The following is a 22,533-nucleotide window of genomic DNA, read 5'->3' on the forward strand; positions in this document are numbered from 1 at the left end:
CGTGGTCACCGCCAAGCTCACACTCACACTCACACTCAGGTGATCGGAAGGGCGGCTGCGACACCGGGCACCTCCAGTTGCTCGACGCCGGACGGGCCCGGCGCGTTCCCCGGAGTCTGCGGTCACGCGGCCCGCGCGAGGTCGCGCACACCGCCGAACGGGCGGCAGTTCACCCGAAGAATCACTCTGACGGCTGCGCCCAAGTGCGTTCCTTGGGCAGGGGTTTGGCGTAGCTGCCGGCGCGGCTCGTGGTCAGGCCGAGCCCCACGAGCGACTCGGCGAGCTTCACCGCCGCCGCCACGCCGTCGACCACCGGCATGTCGAGGGCGGCGCCGACCTTCTCCTGCAGCCCGGTCATCCCCGCGCAGCCGAGCACCAGGACCTCGGCGCCCGCGTCGCGGGCCCGTTCGGCGGCGGCGAGGAAGGCGCGGACCGTGACCTCGGAGTCCCCGAGGTCCAGGACACCGAGGCCGGTCCCGACCACGGCGGCGCAGTTCTGCGCGACGCCCGCCGTGTGCAGGCTGTCCTCGATCTGGCCGCGCGCCCGGTCGAGGGTGGTGACGACGCCGTACCGCCGCCCGAGCAGACAGGCGAGATGGGCGGCGGCCTCGGTGATGTCGACGACGGGCACGTCGAGGAGCTCCCGGGCGCCCTCGCGTCCGTGCTCGCCGAACCCGGCCATGACCACGGCGTCGTACGGCTCCTCGTGCCGGCGCAGGGTGTCGAGGACGGCGGCCGCCGAGAGGTAGCTGTCGAGCCATCCCTCCGCGGATTCCGGCCCCCAGGCGGGCGTGAGACCGGTGATGGTGGTGCCGGGGGATGCCGCGTCCCTGGCACCCCGCACGATCTCCTCGGTCATCGCCCGCGTGGTGTTGCAGTTGGTGACGACGATGCGCACTAGGCCTCCACCTCGGGCGCGGGCTCGACAACGGGCTCGGCCCCGGCGGTCCGCTCGGCGCGGCACAGCACGGCGTAGAGCAGCGCGGCCGTCGCCGTCCCGATGAACCAGGAGTACGGCGCGACGTAGTCGAAGAACGGCACCAGCGCGCACACCGCCGCGAATCCGGCCGTCGGCACGAAGGCGGCGAGGGCCTTCGGGTTGACGCCCTTCTTGTAGTAGTACGGCGATCCCGGCTCGGCCTTGAACAGCGCCTCGGCGTCGATGCGTCCGCGCTTCACCCAGAAGTAGTCGACCGCGATGATCCCGAACAGCGGTCCGAGGAAGGCGCCGAGGCCGCCGAGGAAGTAGTTCACGACGGTCGGGTTGGAGTAGAGGTTCCACGGCGTGACGAGCAGCGCGGCGACCGTGGAGATGATCCCGCCGATCTTGAAGGTGATCTTCTGCGGCCAGACGTTGGCGAGGTCGTAGGCGGGCGAGACGAAGTTGGCCACGATGTTCACGCCCATCGTGGCGACGGCGAAGGTGAGGGCACCGCCGACGAGGACCCAGGTGTTGCCGATCTCGGCGACCAGTTCGGCGGGGTCGGTGATGGCCTTGCCGAAGACCTCGAGACTGCCCGCGGTGACGATGACGGAGAGGATCACGAACGCCGTGGAGTTGATGGGCAGGCCCCAGAAGTTGCCGCGCTCGACGGTGCGGTAGTCGGGGGCGAAGCGCGAGAAGTCGCAGAAGTTGAGCATCAGCGTGCCGTAGGTGGCGAGGATCAGGCCGATCGCGCCGAACCACTGGCGCACCTGCTCACCGGTGGAGACCGGGTTCGGGGTGCTGGTGAGCGAGATGGTCCAGCCGGCCTTCCAGAGGATCCACACGGCGAGGGCGATCATCACGACCCAGATGGCGGGCCCGCAGAAGTCCTGGAACTTCCGTACGGATTCCATGCCTTGGGTCATGATCAGCCCCTGCACCAGCCAGAGCGTGACGAACGAACACCAGCCGAGGGCGTGCAGTCCGAGGAAGGAGTGCTCGGTCCACGACTCGAGGCTCGGGAAGGCGGCGATGAGCATGACGTTGACCGCGATGGAGGCCAGATAGGTCTGGATTCCGTACCACATGATGGCGATCACGGCCCGGATCAGGGCGGGGATGTTGGCGCCCCAGACGCCGAAGCTGATGCGGCTGACGACGGGGAACGGCACGCCGTGGCGCTGTCCGATGCGCCCCATCATGTTCATCCCGGCGTAGATGAGCACGAAGCCGACGAGGAGCGAGGTGAAGATCTGCCAGACGTTCAGGCCGAGGACCAGCAGACCGGCCGCGAAGGTGTAGTTGCCGAGGTTGTGGACGTCGGACATCCACAGGGCGAAGAGGTCGAAGACCTTCCACTTGCGTTCGGCGGAGGGGGCGAGGTCTTCGTTGGTGAGGCGGGGGTCGGGCACGAACTCGGTCGCGGCGCTCGGGGAGTCGGCGCCCGGGGCGTCGGCGCGCTGGGTGAGGGACACGGGGCCTCCTGCGAAGGGGGACGGAGGTGCGGCGCGCTTTGGTATACCAAAGTTTGGTATACCAAAGATTCCGTCATGCTCCCGCTCCCGGGGGCGCCCGGCAATGTCCGTACGGTTACGAATCGGTAAATCGATGCGGCGTTCGGCGATGATGGACACCATGACGACCGTGGAGCAGCCGCTGGCCGCCGTACGCGAACGCGTGCTCGCCGAGCTGCGGCAGGAGATCATCGCCGGACGCCTCGGCCCGGGCGACCGCCTGGTCGAACGGGAGCTCGCCGACCGCCTGGGGGTGTCCAGGGTCCCGGTCCGCGAGGCGATCCGGGCCCTGGTCGCCGAGGGCTTCGTCACCTTCGAGACCCCGCGCAGGACCGTGGTGCGCCGCCTGACCCGCACCGACGTGACCGAACTCTTCGAGCTGCGCGAGGCGTTGGAGGTGTTCGCGGCGGGCCGCGCGGCGGAACGGGCCACGGAGGAGGGCCTCGCGGAGCTCTCCGCGCTGCTCGACAGCGCCGCGAGGGCGACGCGCACGGCGGACGGGGAGGCGATCACGGACATCAACACGCGCTTCCACGACCGCCTCCTGGCGATGGCGGGGAACGGCCTGCTGACCTCGGTCATGGAGCCGGTGGACGGACGGCTGCGGTGGATGACGCGGCGCAACGAGGAGTGGGCGCATCTGCTCGTGGAACACCGGGAGTTGTACGAGGCGGTGGCCTCGGGGGACGCGGGACGCGCCCGGGACGTGGCACTGGCCCACGTGCGGACCAACTACCGGTCTACGGTGCGGCACCTCTTCGGCGAGGAGGAAGAGGACTAGTCCCCTGCCGCCATCGCCGAGCAGGCCCTCGAACGCCGTACGGGCTATGCCTGGCCGCCCCTGCCCGACCGATACCCGTCCGTCGCCCGCACCAGCTCCTCCGCGATCCCCCGCGCCCCAGCGTTGTGCCCCACGTCCCCGACGAGGACCAACTCGCTGCCGGGCCAGGCCCCTTGAAGCCGCCAGGGGATCCCGATCAGATTCCCGAAGTCGAGGCTTCCCTGCACCAGGGTCCCCGGGATGCCGGCCAGCGCCCCCGCGTCCCGCAGCACGACCTCGTCGCCGCCCAGCCAGTGGTCATGGGCGAAGTAGTGCGTGACGGTCCGGGCGAACCCGGCCCGGAAGGTCTCGTCCTCGTACCGGGGAACGGACCGGGGCGCCGCCAGTGCGAAGGCCGTCTCCCAGTCGGTCCACGCCCGTGCGGCGGCGGCCCGGACCTCCGCGTCGGGGGACTCCAGGAGCCGGTTGTACGCGGCGGCGAGATCCCCGTCCCGCTCCTCCTCGGGCACCCCGTCCCGAAACGCCTCCCACGCCTCAGGGAAGAGCCGCCCAAGACCCCGGGTGAGCAACTCGACCTCGGCCCGGCTTCCGGTGGCAAGCCCCGTGAGCACCAGCTCCGACACCCGGTCGGGATGGGTCTGCGCATACCGGAGCCCCAGCACGGAGCCCCAGGACGCACCCCACACCAGCCACCGCTCGATCCTCAGGTGCCGCCGCAGCAACTCCAGGTCGGCCAGCAGGTGCTTGGTCGTGTTGACGCTCATGTGGGTACGCGGATCACTCGCGTGCGGCGTCGAGCGCCCGCAGCCGCGCTGGTCCAGGAGCACCACCCGGTACGCGTCAGGGTCGAAGTACCGCCGGAAGAACGGCGTGCACCCCGACCCCGGCCCGCCATGGAGCACCACCGCCGGCTTTCCCAGCGGATTGCCGCAGACCTCCCAGTACACGCGGTTGCCGTCGCCGACTTCGAGCATGCCGTGGTCGTACGGCTCGATCTCCGGATAAAGGCCCATCGACCGAAGATATCCCGCCCGCCGGGCGCATCACCGGCCATCGGCCATCGGACGCGCGTACCCCGTGACCGGTTACCCGGCGCGCAGCCCCCGCATCCGCCCGTACGCGTACACGCACCCCGCGAGCGCGAGGTCCGAGAGCAGCATGAAGCCGATGGAGTACGAGTTCTTGGCGCTGTAGATCGCGCCCATGACCAGCGGCGGGACGAACCCTCCCAGGCCGCCCACCGCTCCCACGATGCCCGTCACGGACCCCACCTGCGCCTGTGGTGTCACCTGCGAGACGAGCGCGAAGACGCTGCCGCTCGCCGTGCCGAGCCCCGCCGCCATGAGCAGGAAGCAGACCGTGCCGCCCGGATTCAGTGACGGTTCGAAGGCCTGCGCGATGGCGAAGACGGCGACGACGGCCAGCGCGGCCGAGGTGACCGTCGCCGGGTGGATCCGGTCGGAGAGCCAGCCGCCGATGGGCCGGAAGACGACCGTGACCAGCGCGAACCCGGCCGCCTTGGTGCCCGCGTCGGTGGGCGAGAGGTCATACCAGGTCTTCAGGTACGTGGGCAGATAGACCCCGAAGGCGACGATGCCGCCGAAGCCGATCGCGTACAACGCCGAGAGTTCCCACGTCACCCGCAGCCGCCCGGCCTCCCCGAGGCGGGTCGTGAGGGGGCTCGTCGGCACCGGCCGGTCGGGGCGGTCGGTGATGAGCAGCGCCGCGAGCACCGCGAAGGCCGCGAGCGCGATCGCCACGACCAGGAACGGCAGGTTGTCGCCGTGCTTGGCGATCCGGGGCGTGAAGTACCCGGAGAGCGCCACACCGCCCATGCCCATCCCGAAGACGCCGAGCGCGAAGCCCCGATGGGCCGGCGGGAACCAGGAGTTGACCAGCGGGATGCCGATCGCGAACGTCGTGCCGCCCAGGCCGAGCAGGAAGCCGACCGCGAGCATCGCGACGTAGGTGTCCCTGGCCGGGATGATCAGCAGCACCGGCACGATCGTGAGCGCCGAGATCAGCGGGAACATCCGCTTGGCGCCGTAGCGGTCGGTGAGTGCGCCGACCGGGACGCGGCCGAGCGAGCCGACGATGACCGGCACGGCGACCAGCAGGGACTGGGCGAACGAGGAGAGCCCGAGCCGTTCCCCGAAGTCGCTGCCGAGCGGCGCGATCAGGTCCCATGCCCAGAAGGTGAGCGTGAAACCGACCGTGGCCACGGCGAGGTTGCGGTAGGCCGCGGCCGAGGGGCGCGCCGCAGCGGTTGATGGAGGTGCCGACGGGTTTGTTGTCATGTGAGCGCCGCTCCAAGCGCCACGAAGGCGCAGATCAGGACGAATAGGATGGCAAGCAACGGCCAGACGAACCGCAGGTATTTGTCGTAGCCGACCTTCGCGAGCGCGACGCCGCCGATGGTCACGGCCGTCGTCGGGACCCACAGGTTCATCCAGCCGCTCGCCGCCTGCCAGGCGGTGACGACGACCGAGCGCGAGACCCCGGCGAAGTCGGCGAGCGGGGCGAGGATCGGCATGGCGAGGGTCGCGTGGCCGGAGGTGGAGGGGATCAGGAAGGCCAGCGGCAGGTTCACGACGAAGACGATGATCGCGAAGAGGCCGGACGAGGTGCCCTTCACGATGCCCTCGATGGAGTGCAGGACGGTGTCCGTGACCTTGGAGTTGTTCATGATCACCGTGACGCCGCGGGCGAGCACGATGACCAGGGCGGGCGAGATGAAGTCGGCCGCGCCCTGGATGATCGTCGAGCTGAGCTGCTGCTCGCCCATCCGGGCCACGCACCCGACGAGCACGGCCGCGCACAGGAAGAGCGCCGCCAACTGCGGGAAGGACCAGCCGAGTTCGAAGCCGTACGGCTTCGCGTCCGCCTTGCCCGTGAGCGCGCTCGACCAGGGCACCACCGAGAAGATCATGAAGGCGAAGACCAGTGCGACCACGACGAGCACGGTCTTGTGCAGCCGGGTCAGCTCCGGCACCTCGCCCGCGTCGGCGGCGGTCTGCTCACGGTCACCGGGCAGGAAGCCGGTGAGGGAGCGCTCCGGGTTCTTCTGTACGCGCTTCGCGTAGCGGATGACGTAGGCGATGGTGACCGCGGTCAGGACGATCCACATCACGAACCGCAGCACGATGCCGTCGCCGAGCGAGATGTCCGCTGCCGAGGAGGCGACCCCGGTCGCGAACGGGTTGACCGTCGAACAAAGCACGCCGATCCCGGCGCCCAGGATGATCGCGCCGACGGCGACCATCCGGTCGTAGCCGAGGGCGAGCATCAGCGGCACGATCAGGCCGTAGAAACCGAGTGTCTCCTCCGCGAATCCCTCGACCGTGCCGAGGACGGAGAAGACGAGCATCACCCCCGCGATCAGCATCGCGCCGCGCTCGCGCAGCCGGTGGGCGAGGCGGCCGATGCCGCGGTCGAGGGCGCCGGTGGCGAAGACGACGGTGATGAACGCGCCGATGGCGAGGACGAACAGGAACACGCCCGCGCTGCCGTACAGCTCACCGGCCAGGTCGGGCCCGACGACGCCCGACTTCTCGTCCTGGATGCCGTACAGGCCGTTGACCGGGGCGAGGAAGAGGTCGCCCAGCCGGTCGACGAAGGTCTGACCCGAGTCGACGCGGTGATAGCTCCCCTGGACGGGGGCGCCCTTGTCGTTGCGGTCGTAGGCGCCGGACGGAATGAGGAAGGCGAGCAGCCAGACGGCCACGGTGACGATCGCGAGGATGGTCAGGGCGCTGGGAAAGGTGAACTTCCGTTTGTGCTGCGGCTCTTCTGTGCCGGGATCGGTCGCGGTGGTGCTCATGCGCCGCTCTCCGCCGGGCTGTCGGTGCCGGGGAAACCGGCGGCGTACTCGCGCACGAAGGCCGCCATGGCGACGACCGTGTTGCGCAGCTCGGAGAAGAGGACGCGCTCGTTCGGGGCGTGCAGATTGCACATGCTGTCCTGGGCGCCGAAGAGCAGCACCTCGGCGCCGGGTGCCGCCTTCGCGAGGCCGTTGACCAGAGGGATGGAGCCGCCGGTCGCCACGAACGAGGCGTCCTCGCCCCAGGCCTCCTTGAGCGCGGCACGGGCGGCGCGGTAGGCGGGTCCGCCGGTGGCGGCCTCGTAGCCCGGGCCGGTGTCGCCGGGCGTGACGGCGAGGGGAATGCCGAAGGGCTTGAGTGAGCGCAGGTGGTCGACCAGCTTGCCCCGCGCCTCCTTCGGGTCCTGCCGAGGGTGGAAGCGCAGGTTCAACTTGGCCCGCGCATACGGCACGACCGCCGACGCCGCGTGTTCGACGCTGGGCGCGTCCAGGCCGATCACCGTGATGGCGGGGCCGCTCCACAGGCGCTCGCCCAGGCTGCCGCTGCCGACGAGCGGCACCCCTTCGCGCACCCCGGCGAGCGAACGGAACTCGTCCTCGGTGTAGCTGGTGCCGCTCCAGTCCTCGCGCCGCAGCCCCTCCACGGCCACATCGCCGTGTACGTCGTGCAGGGTGGCCAGGGCCTTGAGGAGCACGAGCAGCGCGTCGGGAGCCGCGCCCCCGAACTCCCCGCTGTGACGCGGCTCGTCGAGGGTGCGCACCTCCACAACGACTTCGCACGCGCCGCGCAGGGCGGTGGTGAGGGTGGGGGTGCCGGGCCGGAGGTTGCCGAGGTCGGCGACCACCATGGCGTCACAGGAGAACCGCTCCGGATCGGTGGGCGGATAGTCGTCGAAGGCGCTGCCGTACTCCTCCTGCCCCTCGATGACGATCTTGATCCCGACGGGTGGCCTGCCGCCGTAGGCCCGCAGCATCCCCAGATGCGCGATGACATTGGACTTGTCGTCCGCGATACCGCGGGCCCGCAGGCCCCCCTCGATCGGGGTCGGCTCGAAGGGCGGCGACTTCCACAGGCTCTCGTCGCCGGGCGGCTGGACGTCGTAGTGGCCGTAGAGCAGGACCGTCGGCGCCTCGGGTGTCGGTGGCGGGATCTCCCCGTAGATCACGGGTGCGGTGTCCGGCAGATCGAGCCGTTCGACGGTCGGCACGCCCGCGCCCCTGAGCAGCTCGACCAGCAGATCGTGCGCCTGCCGCACCGGTGCGTCCGGGAAGCCGGGGAAGGCGATCGACGGGATCTCGGCGAGCCGTACGAGGTCGGCGCGCAACGTGTCCATCAGGTCGTCGACAGTGGCTTCGAGCTTCATGGGCGGCACCCCTCGGTCTGCGTCCCGCTTTGCGGCGAATAGCCCGAATTATCAGACTCCGAGGGGAACGGTTTCCGAACGGCTCGCCGTGCGGGCAGGGATGCCGCACTGCTGCCGCACAACCTCCGCACCGCGCCTGCCCGGCGCGGCGGCCGTGCCACGGGGTGCCGCGTGAGGCATCGCGACCCCGGCCCCGAACCACCGGGCAGGCATTAAAGTCGGGGCATGGCTTCGCAGAATGCAGGCGGTGACGGCAGCGGCGCGAGTGTGACTGCGGGCCCGGGTAAGGCCGCGAGCCCGGGTACGGGTGCGGCCTCGGCCGGGGGTTCCGTGCGCATCGACGCCTGGATCTGGTCCGTACGCCTGGTCAAGACCCGCTCCATGGGCGCGGCGGCCTGCAAGGGCGGCCATGTGCGGGTCAACGGCGAGCGCGTGAAGCCCGCTTACGGCGTGCACGTCGGCGACGAGGTGCGCCTGCGTCACGCGGGCGGCCGCGAACATGTCGTCGTCGTCAAGCGCCTCATCCGCAAGCGCGTCGGCCCGCCGGTGGCCATCGAGTGCTACGTCGACAACAGCCCTCCGCCGCCGCCCCGCGAAGCCGTGGCCCCCGCCGGCGTACGGGACCGGGGAACGGGCCGCCCCACCAAGCGCGACCGCCGCGACATGGAAAAGCTGCGCGGCTTCGAGGGCTGAAAACACCCCCGTCCCTGTGTTGAGGGCTCACCGCGGTGCGGATGAGCCCTCAACACAGGGACGGGGGCAGGTGCGTGACTTCCCGCGTGACTCTCCGGCTCACTCCCCGCGTCGCAGGAGCAGCCGGAGCAGCTCCGTCGTCTGCCCGCGCCGCGCCCAGGCGATCCACGCCAGCGGCAGGATGAGGACGAGCGGCGTGGCCGCGTTCTCCCCGCCGAGCGCGGTCACATTCACGATGAACGCACCGATCATCAGCCCGATGAGGGCCGTAGCGCCGACGGAACTGAGCACCGGCACCAGCAGCGCGATCCCGCCGAGCACCTCCAGCGCCCCGATCGTGTACATCCCCGGATCGCCCCACCCGAGCTTCTCGAAGGCCTCGACCGCCGTCGGGTGCGCGATCAGCTTCGGCACCCCGCTGGCGAGCCCGAAGAACAGGGCCAGCACCACTTGGAGCGTGCGCAGCGTGATCCGGACGGAGCGACGACCTGCGGCGGAAGGGGCGGCGCCCACAGAGGTGACGGTGGTGGCGGAGCTGACGGACGTGGAGGTGGTGGCCGTGGTCATGGTGACCTCCTCGGTGAGCAGGGGCTGTTGTGCTGTCACCGTGATAGACCGGCCCGCCCCGCAGAACTCATCGCCCGGCAGCACACCATCTCCGCCCGATCTCCGCCCGATCTCCGCGCGGTTCCAAGCCGCCCGGCCACCGGCCCCGCACCGGCTCCCCGCCCGCGCACGCCAGGCCCTTCGCCGGGCCACATCAGCACCACGACACGGCAGCCAACCCACTGCCCCCTAGCGGACCGGCACCGCCCGCACCCAAATCCCGTCCTCCGTCAGGTACTTGTCGACCCGCAGCCCCGCCTCCTCCAGCGTCTGCTCGAACTGCTCCTTGGTGAGCGGCCGGGCACGGAACGTCTGGGTCCATACGGCGTCCGGGAAGATGTACTCCGCGTGCACCTCGTTCACCCCGTCCCCGACCGGCTCCGCCGACACGATCCGCACCGTGTACCCACCCGGGTCGACCCGTTCTCTTGGCAGGTTCGTGTGGTAATCCGCGCCCTCCCGCTGGATCAGCACACAGCCGTCGTCCGTCACATGGCTCCGGCAGGCCCGCAGCATCCCGCGCCGGACCGTCTCGTCGCCTTCGTGCACGAGGAACGATCCGAGCATCACCACCTCGAACCGCTCCCCCAGGTCGAGCTCCTCGATGGGGCTGCGGATCGTACGCACCCGTCCCTCGATCGCGGAGACCTTCTCCAGCATCTCGGCGGACTCGTCCACCGCCGTGACCCGGAACCCCCGCTCCAGCAGGGGACGCGTCACCCGTCCCGCACCACTGCCGAGCTCCAGGACGTGCGCCCCGGCCGGCACCGCGCCGGCGATGACGTCGGGCTCGTCACCGACGGCCAGGCGCGTGTACAACTCCACCGCGCAGCCGTCCGGGGTGATCGCTCCGGGGCCCGTTCCCTCGTGTCCCTCACGCATCTCCACAGTCATGCCCCCTCAACGAAGCGCTCCGAGGGCCCGTTCCCACCTCTCCCCGGAGCCCCGCGCTCTACAGCGGGAACCAGCCACGCCCCCCGTACCAATGCCCGCCCGCCCTCAAGTGATCGCCCACGGCCCGCTCGACCTTCGTCCGCCTGGGCAGTCCGGCCACGGGCAGATCGCGGTCGCCGAAGACGAAGGCGACGGGGGCCGTGTCGTCGACCTCCCGCTCGTACCCGGTCGCCGGGCGGAAGCGGTCCTGGAAACGGACGATGTTCGAGTCCGCCGGGAGGTACTGCTTCAGCTGCGGATCGAGCAGCCAGGAGTGGCATATCGCTGTCTCATACCGCTCCTCCGAGAAGTGCCGCGCGAAGAACTCCCGGGCCAGCGCCACCGACCGGTCGCAGGCCTCCGGCGAGAGCGGCCCCCGGAAGTCGGTGATGTGGAGGTTCAGACACGGGTCGCCCCTCCCCGCGGAATGCCCCGCGGCAGCCACCGCCCCGCCCATCCGCTCCCCCAGCACGGCACGCTGGAACTGCAGCCGGCCCAGTTGATAGAGCTCGCCCCGGAAGTGCAGGGCGTTCCATTCCGGGTGCAGCAGCCCGGGGCCACCGCGCGCCCTGCGGTGCACCGCCATGTGCCGCCCGAGGTCCGCGAGCGTGCGGCGGGAGATGTCGTCCGGGATGCCGCGGCTCCGGTGATACGCGCGTACGTACGGCAGTGCCGCCGTGAACACGTACACGTAGAAGTAGGTTCCGAGCGCGCCCGACTCCGCGGGCAGCGGGGCGTACTCGGGGGCCGCACCTGGCTTCCCCATGTCCCGCACCGTCGCGTCGACGGTGCGGTCGAGCAGCCATCGCGCCCCCGCGTCCCCCATCAGCCGCTCGCGCAGGGCCAGCAGGTCATTGATGTCCTCGTGCGGCACGGCCAGGTCGAGCAGCTCGTCCGCCAGCTCGTCGGCCGCGGGCAGCACCGCCTCGGTCCGTGGCTCCTCCGCGCCCTCAAGATCCTTCAGCCACGCGGCGAGCCGCTCGTCCGTCCTCGCCCGGTTCCTCAGTACGTCCAGCACAGTCCTACCCCCGAACAGTCCTGCCCCCGATCGGCACATCTACGATCTTGAAGCCTCGGGCCCTTCCGGTCCACCGCCCCGGGGTGGATCCTGGAAGGTGGAGACGCTCAGGGATCCAGACGGGGACGTGTAAGGGACAAGGGGTGGAGAGGACAGGGAGAGGGAGGAGATGACCTCTCGTGATGCGTACAGGCAGTGAACCGGTGACCGCGCGCAGTCCGCTGCGCATGCGCTTCTGGCTCAGCGTGTGGGGCCTGATCTGGGCCACGTTCGGCACCGTCGCCTTCGCCCTGGTCGGACGCCCCGAGTGGGCGGCGGCGTGCGGGGTGCTCTGGCTGATCGTCACCGCCGACATGGCGATGATCGTGCGCCATATCCACCAGGGCCCGCACTATCAGCCGGGCCGCGACATCCCGCCGTACGAGCCCCCGCGGACCGGCTAGCCCGCCTCGCCGCCGCTGCCGTTGCCCCCGCCGGCGTCGCCGCCGTCGTCGAAGCGCGCCGCCGCCAGGTACTCCGGCTGCGGATCGAGCGCCGCGGCCAGCCGGAAGTGGCGCCGCGCCTGGTCCGGCCGCGCCGCACGTTCGTAGGTGCGGGCGAGCGCGAAGTGGGCGAACGCGTTGTCCGGCTCGCGCTCCAGGACGATGCTGAACTCCAGCTCCGCGGCGCGCAGTTGGGCGGCGGCGAAGAAGGCGCGGGCCCGCAGCAGCCGCGCCGCCGTGTTCTCGGGGTGGGCCGCGATGACCGTGTCGAGCAGCTTCACGGCGCCTCTGGGATCCCGCGCGGCAAGGAGCTGCTCCGCCGCTCGGAAGTCGATGACATGGGTCTCCGGGGTAATTTCGGGCACGCGTGACTCCTTCCCTCGCTGCACTGTGTCAACGCCCGTCGCGCCGACGCCTATTCCGCTGCCGGCATCTCTTCCCGGCCCGAGCCCCACCCTCACACCGCCAGGACCGCCAGCACCAGCCCGAGCACCAGAACGGCCGCCCCCGCCGCCACGAACCCCCGGTCGATGCCCTTGCGCTCACGGCCGAGCACGACGGTCTCCCGGGGGTCGTCGCTGTCGTACGCGATGCGCACCCGGTCACCCGCGGCGAGCGGCTGCCTGCCGCTCGGCGGCACCGGTGACACGACCTCGACGACCCGCCCGTCCCCCGTCTCGAACTGCAGCATCGGCCGCTCGGCCCCTGGCGGCACCGCCTTGACCAGGGCCTGCGCCCTCTCGCCCGCGTCCGTGAGGTGCCGGGTCCGCCAGAGGCCGTGGGCACCGGCCAGCAGCGCGACCAGGCCGCCCAAGGCGGTGACCACCGCCAGCACGACCACGCCCCCGCCTCCTTCTAGGCCGCCCGCGCCCGCAGCGCGAGGTCCGCCCATACGGCGTCGACGCGCTCCCGGAGACCCTCCAGCGGGCCGTCGTTGTCGATCACGACGTCGGCGATCTCCAGACGCTTCTCGCGCGTGGCCTGGGCGGCCATCCGCGCGCGGGCGTCCTCCTCGCTCATGCCGCGCAGCCCCACGAGACGCTCCAGCTGGGTCTCGGGGCTCGCGTCGACGACGACCACGAGGTCGTACAGGGGTGCCAGGCCGTTCTCCGCGAGCAGCGGCACGTCGTGGATGACCACGGCGTCCTCGGGGGCCGCCTGCTCCAGTTCGGCGGAGCGGGCGCCGACCAGGGGGTGCACGATCGAGTTCAGGACGGCCAGCTTCTCCGGGTCGGCGAAGACGATCGAGCCGAGCTTCGGCCGGTCGAGGGTGCCGTCCGGAGCGAGGATCTCCTGGCCGAAGGCTTCAACGACCTTCGCCAGGCCCGGAGTTCCCGGCTCCACAACTTCCCGCGCGATCTTGTCGGCGTCGATCAGGACGGCTCCGGACGCGACGAGGAGACGCGATACTTCACTCTTGCCGGCGCCGATACCGCCGGTCAGGCCCACCTTCAGCATGACCGGCAGCTTAGGGGGTGGCCTCACGCTCCGCCTTCCCGGCCAGGCGCTGCACCTGCCCCCTCCATGGCCGCGTCCCGCTACGCGTCGCCCTCCCGCTCGGCGAGGAAGCGCTCGAATTCCTGGCCGATCTCGTCGGCCGACGGAATGTCCATGGGCTCCGCGAGCATGTTGCCGCGCGCGTCGGCACCGGCCGCGGCGTCGTACTGGTGCTCAAGTCCCTGCACGAGGGAGACCAGTTCCTCGTCGCCCTCCTGGATCTGCCGGTCGATCTCGGTCTGGGTGCGGTGCGCCTCGGTGCGCAGGCCGTGCGCGACGCTCGGCAGCACGAGACCGGTCGCGGCGGTGATCGCCTCCAGGACCGTGAGGGCGGCGTCCGGGTACGCGGAGCGCGCGATGTAGTGCGGGACGTGCGCGGCGACACCGAGCACGTCGTGGCCCGCCTCCAGGAGGCGGTACTCGACGAGCGACGCCGCGCTGCCCGGCACCTGCGCCTCGTCGAAGGGGCTGCGGTGCCCCGGCACCAGGTCGGTGCGGTTGCCGTGCGGCGTGAGGCCCACGGGGCGGGTGTGCGGCACGCCCATGGGGATGCCGTGGAAGTTCACCGAGAGGCGTACGCCGAGCCGCTCGACGATCTGCCCGATCGCCGCCGCGAAGCGTTCCCACTCGATGTCGGGCTCGGGCCCGGAGAGCAGCAGGAAGGGTGCGCCCGTGGCGTCCTGGAGCAGCCGCACGTCGAGCGCGGGCACCTCGTAGTCGGTCCAGCGGTCACGCCGGAACGTGAGCAGCGGGCGGCGCGCGCGGTAGTCGACGAGCCGGTCGTGGTCGAAGGTCGCCACCACCTGACCCGGCAGACTGTCCGTGAGCCGCTCGACGATCTGGTCGCCGGTCTCACCCGCGTCGATGTAGCCGTCGAAGTGGTAGAGCATGACCAGTCCGGCCGATTCCTGGGCGAGCGCCATGTCGACGACGGCAAGGCCCTTCGGCTCCCATGCGTACAAACCCTGCGGATCAAGCACTGTGACCGCTCCTCGCCCTCTTCGTCGTGACTCGTACAGCAGAACGCCCTCAAGAGCGCAGGCATTCCCTCCCTCGCCTCTTCACAGCGGCTTCTCACTTCACGGCGTACGACTATCGCCCCTCACTGAACACCCGCACCGGGGCTCCGAGTTCAGGCCGACCGCCGAGTCCGCGCCCGGCTCAGGCCGGTTAGTCCAGACCTTGACGCGAACATGACTCAGCTCTACGTTCATATGCGCACCCAGTGTTCATATACAAGAACCGGAAAGGGGTACCCCCATGCGCACCCGACGCACCCCGCTCATCTCCACACTCACCGTCCTCGCCGCAACGGCCGCGACAGGAGCGACCGGAGGCCTGGCCGTCGCGGCCACCGCTTCCCCCGCCTCGACGGCCGCCGCGCCCATCGAGGTCTCCACGGCGGCCGAGCTCAAGTCCGCGCTCACCAACGCCTCCCCGGGCGACACGATCCACCTCGCCGACGGCACGTACACCGGGAACTTCACGACGAGTACGGCCGCGAGCTCAGGCGCCCGCATCACCCTGACCGGCTCCTCGAAAGCCGTGCTCACGACGGGCGGCGGATACGGCCTGCATCTGAACGGCGCCTCCTACTGGACGGTGAAGGGCATCACCGTCACGGGCGGCCAGAAGGGCATCATGATCGACTCCGCGAAGGGCGTCACCGTGGACACGGTCACGGTGCACGGCCTCGACATGGAGGGCGTGCACTTCCGGAAGTCGAGCACCGACGGCGTCATCAAGAACTCGAAGATCTACGACACCGGGAACGACGACCGCGGCATGGGAGAGGGCGTCTACGTGGGCAGCGCCAACACGCTCTCCGACAAGAGCGACAACGTACAGGTGCTGAACAACACGATCGGCCCCGACGTGGGCGGTGAGGCCGTCGACCTCAAGGAAGGCACCACCGGCGGCAAGATCACCGGCAACACCTTCGACGGCAAGGGCCTGACCGGCAACAACTACGACGACTCGTGGATCGACGTGAAGGGCAACAACTACGTCATCGAGAACAACACCGGCAAGAACACCACCAACAGCGGCTACGAGACCCACAGCCAGCAGTCCGGCTGGGGCTGCGGCACGGTGTTCCGGGGCAACAAGTCGGACCTGACCGGTTCGACGGGCGACAAGCAACTGGCCATCAACGTCACCAACTTCAGCGGCAGCTGCAAGACGACGGTGTACGCAAGCAACACGGTGACGGGCGGCAAGGGCCTGACGAACATCCCGGTAACGCCCTAAGGGCAACGTCCCGAAGGGACGAGCCCTTAAGGGCTCGGGGAACTGCGCGACCAGCCCCACCGGACCCGCACCCGCACCCGCACCCGCACCCGAAACAGAACAACGGGCCCGCACCTCCGAAGAGATGCGGGCCCGCAGCGTTCAGCTACCGCCTAGAGAGAGCGGCGCGCGGTCAGCTCTGGCCGCCGGCCAGCTTCTCGCGCAGAGCGGCAAGCGCCTCGTCCGACGCCAGGGCGCCGGAGTTGTCGTCCGACTCCGAGGAGTACGAACCGCCGCCGCCACCGCCGCTGCCACCGGCAGCCGGGGTGCCGGACGAGGACGCGGGAGCCGCAGCACCCTCGGCCTCGGCCTGGGCGTCCGCCTCGCGGGACTTGATGACCTGGGCCTGGTGCTGCTCGAAGCGCGTCTGCGCCTCGGCGTACTGACCCTCCCAAGCCTCACGCTGGGTCTCGAAGCCCTCGAGCCAGTCGTTCGTCTCGGGGTCGAAGCCCTCGGGGTAGATGTAGTTGCCCTGGTCGTCGTACGACGCGGCCATGCCGTACAGGGTCGGGTCGAACTCGACGGCCGACGGGTCGGCACCGAAGGACTCGTTGGCCTGCTTGAGGCTCAGCGAGATCCGACGACGCTCGAGGTCGATGTCGATGACCTTGACGAAGATCTCGTCGTTGACCTGGACGACCTGCTCCGGGATCTCCACGTGGCGCTCGGCCAGCTCGGAGATGTGGACCAGGCCCTCGATGCCCTCGTCGACGCGCACGAACGCACCGAACGGAACGAGCTTGGTGACCTTACCGGGAACAACCTGCCCGATCTGGTGCGTGCGGGCGAACTGCTGCCACGGGTCTTCCTGCGTCGCCTTGAGCGACAGGGACACGCGCTCGCGGTCCATGTCCACGTCGAGAACCTCGACGGTGACTTCCTGGCCGACCTCGACAACCTCGGAGGGGTGGTCGATGTGCTTCCAGGAAAGCTCGGAGACGTGCACGAGACCGTCGACGCCGCCCAGGTCCACGAACGCACCGAAGTTGACGATCGAGGAAACGACGCCGGAGCGGACCTGGCCCTTCTGCAGGGTCGTGAGGAAGGTCTGGCGGACCTCGCTCTGGGTCTGCTCGAGCCAGGCACGGCGGGACAGGACCACGTTGTTGCGGTTCTTGTCCAGCTCGATGATCTTGGCCTCGAGCTCCTTGCCCACGTAGGGCTGGAGGTCGCGGACGCGGCGCATCTCGACGAGGGAAGCCGGCAGGAAGCCTCGGAGGCCGATGTCGAGGATGAGACCACCCTTGACGACCTCGATGACGGTACCGGTGACGATGCCGTCTTCTTCCTTGATCTTCTCGATCGTGCCCCAGGCACGCTCGTACTGAGCGCGCTTCTTGGACAGGATCAGACGGCCTTCCTTGTCCTCCTTCTGGAGAACCAGGGCCTCGATCTCGTCACCAACCGCGACGACCTCGTTCGGGTCGACGTCGTGCTTGATGGAGAGCTCGCGGCTCGGGATGACGCCTTCGGTCTTGTAACCGATGTCGAGCAGGACCTCGTCCCGGTCGACCTTCACGATGACGCCGTCGACGATGTCGCCGTCGTTGAAGTACTTGATCGTCTCGTCGATCGCGGCGAGGAAAGCTTCCTCGTTACCGATGTCGTTGACCGCTACCTGCGGCGTGGTAGAGGTGGTCTCGGTGCTGCTCGTCATGTGGGAAAGGGCTCCGGTACGGACAGTGAGTCGTAGGTACTGCTAGCGCCGGAACCGGTTTCGCTCTGAAGAAGCCGGACAGCCTTGGAAGCGCCGATTCCTGAGTTTCCGAAGAAACGGAAGGCGCCTCGACAACCGAGGGGACATACAACAGATGCGAGCGCACCCTGCTATGTCTGAGGACGGCAGGCTCGCAGCGCAACTTGTAGCATACGGGGGCAGCCGGACAGGGTCAATGCGCGAAGGCGCACACCCGGGGCGGAACGCCGCATACCCGGCACAAATGCTGTCGCGTAAGGCCACATGGGCCGCACAGCACCCTGTCGCGACCGCTTGCGGACCGCCCCGCCACCATCCCGCTGCGACGAGCCGCGCCAAGCCAGACGGAAGAGTACGACGATGGAGCCGATCATCCAAGAGTCCGAGCTGCCCGAGACGCCCGAACCGGAAGCCACCCGCCGTGACGCGAATGTCACGGAGAGCAGTCGCGCCAATCGCGGCTGGTGGGACAGGAACGCGGACGACTACCAGATCGAGCACGGCACCTTCCTGGGTGACGACCGTTTCGTGTGGGGTCCCGAAGGGCTCGACGAGGTGGAGGCCGAGCTCCTCGGTCCGCCCGAGGAGCTGAAGGGCAAGGACATCCTGGAGATCGGCGCGGGTGCCGCGCAGTGCTCGCGCTGGCTCGCCGCGCAGGGCGCGCGTCCGGTCGCCCTCGATCTCTCCCACCGGCAACTCCAGCACGCGCTGCGGATCGGTGGCGGGGTGCCGCTGGTGGAGGCGGACGCGGGAGCGCTGCCGTTCGCCGACGGCAGCTTCGACCTCGCGTGCTCCGCGTACGGGGCGATGCCGTTCGTCGCCGATCCGGTGCGCGTCCTCAAGGACGTGCACCGTGTGCTGCGGCCCGGCGGCCGGTTCGTGTTCTCGGCGACGCACCCGATCCGCTGGGCGTTCCCGGACGAGCCGGGCCCCGAGGGCCTCTCGGTCGCGGCCTCGTACTTCGACCGCACTCCTTATGTGGAGCAGGACGAGGACGGAAACGCCGTCTACGTGGAGCACCACCGCACGCTCGGCGACCGGGTGCGGGACATCGTGGCCGCCGGTTTCCGGCTCACCGACGTGGTGGAGCCGGAGTGGCCCGCGTGGAACACCCAGGAGTGGGGCGGCTGGTCCCCGTTGCGCGGGAATCTGATCCCGGGGTCGGCGATCTTCGTCTGCGTACGAGACTGAGTGCGTGATCCGTCTCCGTAACGAAGCCCTGGACCTGCCCGTCCGCAGTGCGCTGCCCGCGCTGCGGTCCGCTCTGGAGGGGCCGGGCAGCGCCGTGCTGTGCGCGCCTCCCGGTACGGGCAAGACGACGCTGGTGCCGCTGGCCCTGGCGGGGCTGCTGGGGGACGCGCCCGTACGGCGTGTGGTGGTCGCCGAGCCGCGGCGCATCGCCGCCCGGGCCGCCGCGCGCCGGATGGCGTGGCTGCTCGGCGAGAAGGTCGGGGAGAGCGTCGGTTACACGGTGCGCGGTGAGCGTGTGGTCGGTCCACGCGCACGCGTGGAGGTCGTCACCACGGGTGTCCTGTTGCAGCGGCTGCAGCGGGACCAGGAGCTGACCGGTATCGACGTGGTGATCATCGACGAGTGTCACGAGCGGCATCTGGACGCGGACACCGTGGCGGCGTTCCTGGTCGACGTGCGGGCGGCGCTGCGGCCCGAGCTGCGGCTGGTGGCCGCGTCCGCGACGACCGACGCGGAGGGGTGGGCGCGGATCCTCGGGGACGCGCCCGTGGTGGAGGCCCAGGGCGTCTCGCATCCGGTCGAGGTGGTCTGGGCGCCGCCCGCACGCCCGGTGCGGCCGCCGCACGGGATGCGGGTGGATCCGGCGCTGCTCACGCATGTGGCGTCGGTGGTGCGGCGGGCGCTCGCCGAGCGGGACGGGGACGTGCTGTGCTTCCTGCCCGGGGTGGGGGAGATCGCGCGGGTGGCGGGTCAGCTGGGGGGCGCCTCCGCGGAGGTGCTTCAGGTGCACGGGCGTGCGCCCGCCGCGGTGCAGGACGCGGTGCTCGCGGGTTCGGCGGACGGCACCCGGCGGGTGGTCCTCGCGACCTCGGTGGCCGAGTCGTCGCTGACGGTGCCAGGGGTGCGGGTGGTCGTCGACTCGGGGCTCGCGCGTGAGCCCCGAGTCGACCACGCGCGCGGGCTGAGCGCGCTGGCGACGGTACGGGCTTCGCAGGCGTCGGGCCGGCAGCGGGCCGGTCGTGCGGGGCGTGAGGCGCGGGGGGCCGTGTACCGGTGCTGGGCGGAGGCCGAGGACGCCCGTCTGCCGCGCTTTCCGGCGCCGGAGATCAAGCTGGCCGACCTTGCCGCGTTCGCCCTGCAGGCGGCCTGCTGGGGGGATCCTGACGCCTCCGGGCTGGCGTTGCTCGACCCGCCTCCGGGTGGGGCGATGGCGGCGGCGCGTGCCGTTCTGACGGCGGTCGGGGCGGTGTCCCCGGGGTCGGGGCGGGTCACGGACCGGGGCGCACGGATGGCGCGGGCCGGGCTGCACCCGCGGCTGGCGCGTGCCCTGCTCGACGCGGTCCCGCTCGTGGGGGCGCGCCGCGCGGCCGAGGTGGTGGCCCTCCTGAGCGAGGAGCCGCCGCGTGAGTACGGGGACGACCTCGCGGCGGCCTGGCGCGCCGCCCGGCGGGGCCAGGACGGGTACGCGGCGCGGTGGCGCACGGAGGTACGGCGCCTGACGTCGGCAGCGGGTACCGGCACCGGAGACGGGCGCGAGGCCGGACCCGGGGACGACCGCGCCGCCGGGATCGTCGCCGCGCTCGCCTTCCCCGAGCGCGTCGCCCAGGCGCGTGGGGACGGGACGTACCTCATGGTCAACGGGACCCGTGCCGAGGTGCGGCCGGGGTCCGCGCTGACCGGTGCGGAGTGGATCGCCGTGGCCGTGGCCGACCGGCCGGTGGGCGCGGGGCACGCGCGCGTGCTGCTCGGCGGGCACATCGACGAGGACGTCGCCCGGAGCGCGGCGGCGCCGCTGTACACGGAAGGGGACGAGGTCGCCTGGGCCGACGGGGACATCGTCGCGCGGCACGTCGAGCGGCTGGGTGCCGTGGAGCTGACGGTGCGGCCCCTCAAGAAGCCCGCCCCCGGACTCGTACGGGAAGGGCTCCTGGCGGGGCTCAAGGAGGAAGGGACCGCACTCCTGAACTGGTCCCAGAGTGCTCGGGAGCTGCGGGAACGCCTCGCGTTTCTGCACCGGCATCTGGGGGCGCCCTGGCCCGACGTCTCCGAAAGCGCCCTGCACGCGCGCGTGGACGAGTGGCTTGAGCCCGAGCTGTCGAAGGCGCGGCGCCGGGCCGACCTGCGGCGCATCGACGCGGGCCAGGCCCTCAACCGGCTCCTGCCGTGGGCGACCGGCGAGGCCACCCGGCTCGACGCGCTCGCCCCGGAGCGGGTGGCGGTGCCCAGCGGGTCCAGGATCCGGATCGACTACGCCGACCCCGAACAGCCCGTCCTCGCGGTGAAGTTGCAGGAGATGTTCGGGCTGGCCGAGACCCCGCGCGTCGCGGACGGCGCCGTACCCGTCCTCGTGCACCTGCTCTCCCCCGCAGGCCGCCCCGCCGCGGTCACCGCCGATCTCGCCTCCTTCTGGCGGGACGGCTACCGAGCGGTGCGGGCCGAGCTGCGCGGGCGGTACCCGAAGCATCCGTGGCCGGAGGATCCGGCGGCCGCCCGGGCGACGCGGTTCACCAACGCGCGGCTCAGGCGTTGACCGGTTCCGGCTCGGGCGCCGCCGTGGCCTCCGGGTCGCCCGGCCTGCGGCCGCGGGCCTCCAGCCAGAGGGAGAGGGCCAGCAGGAGCAGGCCGAGGCCGAGGAAGCCCCAGGGGAGGTAGGCCGTCATGAGGAGGACCAGGACGCGCTGGGACTTCACCAGGGCGACCGTGTCCTTGATGTAGTCCTCGCGCATCTTCACGTGGCCGGCGAAGACGGTGACCTTGTCGCGGTCGCCCAGGAGCGTGCCGCCCCGCAGCTCGTTCCTCTGGATCTCCTCGCCGTACACGGGCGCCCCGGTGGTCGGGTCGACCCAGAACTTGCGGACGGTGGTGTACCAGCGGGTGGTGCCCGTCTTGGCGAGCGACTCCGGAGTGATGCCCTTGACCGGCATGGTCTTGGGGAAGGGCACCTTGGTCCAGGGGATGGTCTGCTCGAAGTAGTAGACCTCCACGCCGCGGAACGTCCGCGTGCCCTTGTAGTGGATGGGCTTGGTGACGCGGGCCTGCGCGTCGAAGTACTCGTAGTCGCGCTTCTCGGTCAGGAAGGGCCACTTGAACTCGATGCCCTCGCGCTTGACCGGGTCGCCGTCGACCATCTCGCCCGTGGCGTGCACCGGTTCCTGGCTGTGCGCGTCGAAGATGTAGCGCTCGGGGACCTTGGAGACCATCTTGCCGTCGCCGTCCTGCACGTAGGAGAGGGCGTCCCAGACGACGACGTCGCGGTCGGCGCTCTTCTCGATCTTCTCGGAGGCCTCCACGTTGCCCTTGAGGGTCTGCACGATGGTGACCTTGTCGATCTTCTTGGCCCGCATCGTGCCGTAGTCGATGAGCGTCGGGTTCTTCGCCTCGAGCACCGCTTCCTGGTACTGGCTCGGCGGGATCTTGGCGAGCCGCGGGAAGGCGTACCAGCGCATGAGCGGGGACATCGCCGTGAAGAACACGGCGAAGGCGAGCAGGATCAGGCTTGCCTTGCGGCGCATCGCGGCGGCCCTCCCTACGGAGACGGGCGGTTGACGGTCAGGGGTGCTTGGGGACGGTGGTGAGCAGCGGCTCGGGCGAGGTCTCGCCGGGCGGGGCGCCGATCGCCGTGATCGTCATGACCAGGGCGAGGGCGACGGCAAGACCGGTCGCGGCGGCAATGAGAGCGCGCATGCGGATCCTCCCGAGGCGGGGAACTGACAGGGCGTCAGGG

At 70.7% G+C, this 22,533-nt stretch carries 22 protein-coding genes; 6 read left to right on the plus strand and 16 right to left on the minus strand.

The features are described from left to right. Positions 1–181 precede the first annotated feature (181 nt). Together AB0E78_RS01185 and AB0E78_RS01190 are read right to left on the minus strand one after the other, a co-directional pair. A complete protein-coding gene (locus AB0E78_RS01185; RefSeq protein ID WP_361826581.1) occupies positions 182–898 on the minus strand; it encodes an aspartate/glutamate racemase family protein in 717 nt (238 codons plus the stop codon). Further along, positions 898–2,400 carry an NCS1 family nucleobase:cation symporter-1 gene (locus AB0E78_RS01190; RefSeq protein ID WP_361826583.1) on the minus strand — a complete coding sequence of 501 codons (1,503 nt, stop codon included), beginning with the start codon at positions 2,398–2,400 and terminating at the stop codon, positions 898–900. Before AB0E78_RS01190 ends, AB0E78_RS01185 begins: the two co-directional genes overlap by 1 nt. Positions 2,401–2,551: 151 nt before the next feature. Between AB0E78_RS01190 and AB0E78_RS01195 the strand changes: the two genes are divergently transcribed. Beyond that, positions 2,552–3,220, plus strand: coding sequence for a GntR family transcriptional regulator (locus AB0E78_RS01195; RefSeq protein ID WP_361828441.1), 669 nt, complete (start codon positions 2,552–2,554; stop codon positions 3,218–3,220). A gap of 44 nt (positions 3,221–3,264) precedes the next feature. Here AB0E78_RS01195 and pip read toward each other — a convergent pair whose 3' ends face one another. The 4 genes from pip to AB0E78_RS01215 all read right to left on the minus strand — a co-directional run bounded on the left by pip (position 3,265) and on the right by AB0E78_RS01215 (position 8,404). Beyond that, the gene (gene pip / locus AB0E78_RS01200) at positions 3,265–4,233 is read right to left on the minus strand and encodes a prolyl aminopeptidase (RefSeq protein ID WP_361826585.1); all 969 of its coding nucleotides are present in this window, start codon (positions 4,231–4,233) and stop codon (positions 3,265–3,267) included. Between the two features lie 72 nt (positions 4,234–4,305). Further along, positions 4,306–5,517, minus strand: coding sequence for an MFS transporter (locus tag AB0E78_RS01205; protein WP_361826586.1), 1,212 nt, complete (start codon positions 5,515–5,517; stop codon positions 4,306–4,308). Further along, positions 5,514–7,040, minus strand: coding sequence for a Na+/H+ antiporter NhaC family protein (locus AB0E78_RS01210; RefSeq protein WP_361826589.1), 1,527 nt, complete (start codon positions 7,038–7,040; stop codon positions 5,514–5,516). Before AB0E78_RS01210 ends, AB0E78_RS01205 begins: the two co-directional genes overlap by 4 nt. Then, positions 7,037–8,404, minus strand: coding sequence for a M20/M25/M40 family metallo-hydrolase (locus AB0E78_RS01215; protein ID WP_361826591.1), 1,368 nt, complete (start codon positions 8,402–8,404; stop codon positions 7,037–7,039). Before AB0E78_RS01215 ends, AB0E78_RS01210 begins: the two co-directional genes overlap by 4 nt. 225 nt (positions 8,405–8,629) lie before the next feature. On the opposite strand from AB0E78_RS01215, the gene AB0E78_RS01220 reads away from it, so the two are divergent. Further along, the gene (locus AB0E78_RS01220) at positions 8,630–9,097 is read left to right on the plus strand and encodes an RNA-binding S4 domain-containing protein (protein WP_361826594.1); all 468 of its coding nucleotides are present in this window, start codon (positions 8,630–8,632) and stop codon (positions 9,095–9,097) included. Between the two features lie 99 nt (positions 9,098–9,196). Here the strand turns inward: AB0E78_RS01220 and AB0E78_RS01225 are convergent, their stop codons facing one another. From AB0E78_RS01225 to AB0E78_RS01235, 3 genes are all read right to left on the minus strand, one after another. Continuing rightward, entirely contained in the window at positions 9,197–9,664 is a 468-nt protein-coding gene (locus AB0E78_RS01225; RefSeq protein WP_361826597.1) for a DoxX family protein, read from the minus strand. A 228-nt stretch (positions 9,665–9,892) separates the two neighbouring features. Further along, entirely contained in the window at positions 9,893–10,597 is a 705-nt protein-coding gene (locus tag AB0E78_RS01230; RefSeq protein WP_361826600.1) for a class I SAM-dependent methyltransferase, read from the minus strand. Between the two features lie 58 nt (positions 10,598–10,655). After that, positions 10,656–11,558 carry an acyltransferase domain-containing protein gene (locus tag AB0E78_RS01235; RefSeq protein ID WP_361828443.1) on the minus strand — a complete coding sequence of 301 codons (903 nt, stop codon included), beginning with the start codon at positions 11,556–11,558 and terminating at the stop codon, positions 10,656–10,658. 278 nt (positions 11,559–11,836) lie between these two features. Between AB0E78_RS01235 and AB0E78_RS01240 the strand changes: the two genes are divergently transcribed. Continuing rightward, positions 11,837–12,097: a DUF6343 family protein gene (locus AB0E78_RS01240; RefSeq protein WP_361826602.1), complete on the plus strand. Its 261-nt coding sequence runs from the start codon at positions 11,837–11,839 to the stop codon at positions 12,095–12,097. Here the strand turns inward: AB0E78_RS01240 and AB0E78_RS01245 are convergent. The 4 genes from AB0E78_RS01245 to AB0E78_RS01260 all read right to left on the minus strand — a co-directional run bounded on the left by AB0E78_RS01245 (position 12,094) and on the right by AB0E78_RS01260 (position 14,613). After that, positions 12,094–12,501 (minus strand): tetratricopeptide repeat protein, encoded by a 408-nt coding sequence (locus AB0E78_RS01245; RefSeq protein ID WP_361826605.1) that lies wholly within the window; start codon positions 12,499–12,501, stop codon positions 12,094–12,096. The genes AB0E78_RS01240 and AB0E78_RS01245 overlap by 4 nt on opposite strands. A 92-nt stretch (positions 12,502–12,593) precedes the next feature. Further along, a complete protein-coding gene (locus AB0E78_RS01250) occupies positions 12,594–12,977 on the minus strand; it encodes a DUF3592 domain-containing protein (RefSeq protein ID WP_361826607.1) in 384 nt (127 codons plus the stop codon). Positions 12,978–12,991: 14 nt separating this feature from the next. After that, complete coding sequence (gene coaE / locus AB0E78_RS01255; protein WP_361826610.1) at positions 12,992–13,594, minus strand: dephospho-CoA kinase; 603 nt, start codon at positions 13,592–13,594, stop codon at positions 12,992–12,994. Between the two features lie 80 nt (positions 13,595–13,674). Then, complete coding sequence (locus AB0E78_RS01260) at positions 13,675–14,613, minus strand: PAC2 family protein (protein WP_361826612.1); 939 nt, start codon at positions 14,611–14,613, stop codon at positions 13,675–13,677. Between the two features lie 280 nt (positions 14,614–14,893). Here AB0E78_RS01260 and AB0E78_RS01265 point away from each other — a divergent pair, with 280 nt between their 5' ends. After that, positions 14,894–15,883 (plus strand): right-handed parallel beta-helix repeat-containing protein, encoded by a 990-nt coding sequence (locus AB0E78_RS01265; protein ID WP_361826615.1) that lies wholly within the window; start codon positions 14,894–14,896, stop codon positions 15,881–15,883. A gap of 172 nt (positions 15,884–16,055) precedes the next feature. Here AB0E78_RS01265 and rpsA read toward each other — a convergent pair whose 3' ends face one another. After that, complete coding sequence (gene rpsA / locus AB0E78_RS01270; RefSeq protein WP_361826617.1) at positions 16,056–17,579, minus strand: 30S ribosomal protein S1; 1,524 nt, start codon at positions 17,577–17,579, stop codon at positions 16,056–16,058. Positions 17,580–17,978: 399 nt separating this feature from the next. On the opposite strand from rpsA, the gene AB0E78_RS01275 reads away from it, so the two are divergent. Further along, a complete protein-coding gene (locus AB0E78_RS01275; protein WP_361826619.1) occupies positions 17,979–18,809 on the plus strand; it encodes a class I SAM-dependent methyltransferase in 831 nt (276 codons plus the stop codon). A 4-nt stretch (positions 18,810–18,813) separates the two neighbouring features. Beyond that, positions 18,814–21,339: an ATP-dependent helicase HrpB gene (gene hrpB / locus AB0E78_RS01280; RefSeq protein ID WP_361826622.1), complete on the plus strand. Its 2,526-nt coding sequence runs from the start codon at positions 18,814–18,816 to the stop codon at positions 21,337–21,339. On the opposite strand, the gene AB0E78_RS01285 is transcribed toward hrpB, so the two are convergent. Next, complete coding sequence (locus tag AB0E78_RS01285) at positions 21,329–22,321, minus strand: DUF3068 domain-containing protein (protein ID WP_361826625.1); 993 nt, start codon at positions 22,319–22,321, stop codon at positions 21,329–21,331. The genes hrpB and AB0E78_RS01285 overlap by 11 nt on opposite strands. A gap of 37 nt (positions 22,322–22,358) precedes the next feature. Next, positions 22,359–22,493 (minus strand): SPW_0924 family protein, encoded by a 135-nt coding sequence (locus tag AB0E78_RS01290; protein ID WP_361826627.1) that lies wholly within the window; start codon positions 22,491–22,493, stop codon positions 22,359–22,361. Positions 22,494–22,533: the final 40 nt, after the last annotated feature.

It is taken from the genome of Streptomyces sp. NPDC032198, assembly GCF_040636975.1.
GTDB lineage: Bacteria > Actinomycetota > Actinomycetes > Streptomycetales > Streptomycetaceae > Streptomyces.